The 3,601-nt window shown below is 35.0% G+C and carries 2 protein-coding genes; one reads left to right on the top strand and one right to left on the bottom strand.

Annotated features, from left to right (window positions below):
- On the bottom strand, positions 1-2,988 hold a 2,988-nt coding region (locus ADF62_RS06785), incomplete at its 3' end, for a mucin-binding protein (RefSeq protein WP_048788422.1).
- A gap of 425 nt (positions 2,989-3,413) precedes the next feature.
- Between ADF62_RS06785 and ADF62_RS11035 the strand changes: the two genes are divergently transcribed.
- The gene (locus tag ADF62_RS11035; RefSeq protein WP_003094080.1) at positions 3,414-3,590 is read left to right on the top strand and encodes a hypothetical protein; all 177 of its coding nucleotides are present in this window, start codon (positions 3,414-3,416) and stop codon (positions 3,588-3,590) included.
- Positions 3,591-3,601: the final 11 nt, after the last annotated feature.

Here is a 3,601-nt window from a genome sequence, read left to right as displayed (position 1 = left end):
ATCTACTGGAGTTCCTGGTGTTTTTGGTTGATCTGGTGTTACTGGTACAACACGTTCTTTAAGCGTTACTGTGAACTCTTGGTCAGTGTTAACATCTTTATCGAATGCTCCGTCTGTTGGATATGTATTAGATACTAATTCATATCCTTTATTTTGAGCTTCTTTGATTTTCGCAGCAATTTCATCCGCTTTTGTAAGTTTGTCTCCACCTTTACCTGTTTCAGAGATTGGCGTGTTACCTTCCACTTGCTTAACATTACCATCTTTGTCTTGGTAGACAAATGTTGTTTTAGCTTTTTGGATTGGTGAGTAAGTTACTACATATTCGTAATCTTCATCTGTTGCAGTTGTTGGCTGTACAGGAACTTTTTCTACACTTGCAATGTAACCTTCTTTTTGAGGTACTGTTACTTCTGGAAGATTTGTATCTCCAATACCTTTCCAGTTAATGTAGATTGGTTTATCATTTGAACCAATTTCTGCTTTACCCTCAGCATTTGTCTTAACAGTTCCTTTATAGCTTACAGTCTGAGTCGTTGGATCAAATACTTGTTGTCCTGCAAGACCTTGTGCATCATCAGCATACACATACTTAATTGTACGATTTACTTCTTCTACTCTTGTTTTCTTAACGTAATTGTAATCTACAGGCGTAACATAAGCTGATGCATTAAGCCCATTCTCTTTCAATTCTTCAGTAGAATATAAATCACGAGCTCTAGTGTTCGTTACACTTAACGTACCTTCAATTCCTGTTGTAGGAATGTTTGCAAGGATGTACTCTTCTCCATCCACTTCTTTTATTAATGGAGGAATATAGTCAGATACATCGTATTTTTCACCTAGGACATTAGTATTATCCTTTGTACCATCTTCATTTAACGGACGATTACCATCGTATTTAGTAGTAGCATGTCCTATAATTTTACCAGTCTCAAGATCTTTAAGTCCAATTACTACTGCTCCTGTTGGTGGTTCTCCTAAAGGTGTTCCAGATGCGTTGATTTCCCAACCATTTGCAACTGTTGTAGTAACATCTTCTTTTTCACCGTTAATAGATGTACCACCTGATACTGTAAGAGTAGCTGCAGTTTTATTGTTTCCTGCTGTTCCACCTGTAATAATCCCAGATTCGTTATACGTAACGTTAGAGAATTCACTTGTTAAAGTTTTATCTTTAATTACTTTTTCTACACCTAAAGATTGAAGAGATAACGAGATATTAGAACCTTCTTGGATGTATCCTTCTGTTACAGTTACCTCTAATTCTGTTGGAGAGATCAGTTTTGGAGTTAATGTAAATCCACCTTCACGACCATCTTGAAGAATCCAAACATTATTTTCATTAGCTTTAACGTTTGCCCAACGGTTAGCAAGACGGTATGTAATACTGTCTCCTTTGTTAGGGTTAAGAGTTGAAGCTGTATTTAAACCATTTACAAAGTTAGTACTTCCTTCAAGTTCTTTAAATTCTGTAAATTCAGAATTAGGTAATTTAATAGTAAATTTAGACCCTACTCCATAACGGATGTCTGAGTCTGTATTAATCTCTAACGTATCACTCTTACTTTTCAGTTCATTTGAAACATATCCTAAACCATTATTTGTTCTTAACGAAGCTGATGTCCCTTGTTTTGAGAAACTTGCTTGTTGACCTTTACGTGTATAGGTGTGTTCAACAACCGTTCTGCCATCGATCTTAATAGTTGCTTTGTAATCTGTATCTTTTGAGATTTGTGGAGCTAAGTAACCACCACCTGATAAGTTTTCAGCACCGAATGAAATATTAGGGTAATCTTTCGCTTTTGCATTCCATTCAATGTTATAAGTGTATGTCCCAGTTTCATTAGCGACAGGTGGTTGTTCAGCAACACGCTCATCATAAGTCATTCCACGTTGAGTACGTTGTGCCCAATATGGTACAGATTTATTATTGTTGTTTCCTGTTGATGTTTTATAGTCGATAGATTTAACTTTACCAATTACAGTACCATCTGCTGCTGTAATTTCTTTTCCAACAGGAAATGCCGCACCAAACTCTGCTAAGTTTGTTACTTCAATTTTTGTAATGTCTCCTGCTTGTAAATCTGAAGTATCAAATGTTGAATCAAATCCCCACGCCTTAGGAGCTGTATTGTCAGCATTCATAGTAATATAACCATTTGTTACAGATTTAACTTTTTGTCCATCTTTAACAACATCTTTACCTACGATTTTTTGGTCTTGGGTTGTTGCATCATCTAACACTGCTTCAACTTTTCCTGCATGACCTGCACGCTTCATTTCAGCATAGACTGCTTCGATTGCGTCAGAAAGACGATTCACTTGAGCTACCATCTGGTCTTTAGAAGCATCAGATAAGAGCAATTCTTTAGACGCTGTTGCTTCAAGCTTCACTGCAGTAATTGCAGCTGACAAATTTTGTTTATCTTCAACACCTGTCACTTCTTTATCTGAAAAGTTTGAGGCTACTGTTGCCATAACATCAGCTTCTGAAGTTAATTGAGTAAGAACTGTCTTAACATCATCTTGTGCTTTTTCTGTTTCAACTTTTTCAGTTTTTTCTTTATCTGCTTCTGTTTTGTCAGCGTGCTCTTTATCAGATTTTTCTTTTACATCTGTTTCTGTTTTTTTATCAGTTTTATCTGTAGTCGCTTCAGTAACTTCTTTTTCTGCTACAGTTGTTACTTCATTTTTAGATTCTTCTTTAACTTCAGCGTTTTCATCTGCTTTTACAGCATCAATCTTTAATTCTGGAAGTTTCTCTACAACAGGTGTTGACAAGGTAGAACCTGAAACATTTTTATCTGAATTTGATAGTCCAGAAGTAGCTGGGTTTACTGAAGGCGTAGCCTCATCAGCTCGTACTCCATTAGCACCTAAAAAGAGTGCCGTTCCCAAAAGAACGCTAGCAGCACCAAAGCTATATTTACGAATAGAAAAACGTTGAGCTTTTCTACCATGGAATTTTTCCATTCTTGAATACATGTTTTCTCCTCTTAATGTCAAATAAAAAATTTTACAGTTACATATAAAAGTATGTATTGCTGTTATAAAAGTAATTTAACTATAACTCAAATCATATTAATTTGTCAATTAATTTGTCTCGTTTTATTCAATTTATTTATATTATTTTTTTGTTTTCTAGATACTAAAAAATGATAACAACAAGCTTCTTCAAAATATAATTGGTTTTTTATGCAATATATATATATATATATATATTGCATAAAAATTCACAAAAGAACGGATTTCCTCATTTCGAAAACTTAGCTTTTCTTCAACCCACTACAGTTGACAAGGAGTCTAATTTCTGTAGTGGGTAAAACCACTGTAGATTTATAGAGCTTTTTAAATGTACACAAAAAGTCCCATAAGAACTATAATGAAAAGCAACCAAACCATCATTAGGAATGAATACCACAGAATTAATCGGAATTAAAGACCCTAACATCATTACTTCTCTTGTTTTTGAAAAAGATATCTACATCGAGGTTCAAGCAAAACTGGAACGCCAACTCTACTACGTCTGTAGGAACGTCGCTTTCAGTCTACCAATCAAATCAACGCTTTTATTGGCATTGACCTGAGACACTATGAA

It is taken from the genome of Streptococcus sp. 1004_SSPC, assembly GCF_001069025.1.
Classification (GTDB): Bacteria; Bacillota; Bacilli; order Lactobacillales; family Streptococcaceae; genus Streptococcus; species Streptococcus vestibularis.
The sequence above is the reverse complement of the archived record's forward strand: the minus strand, read 5'-3'. Positions and strand labels throughout refer to the sequence as shown.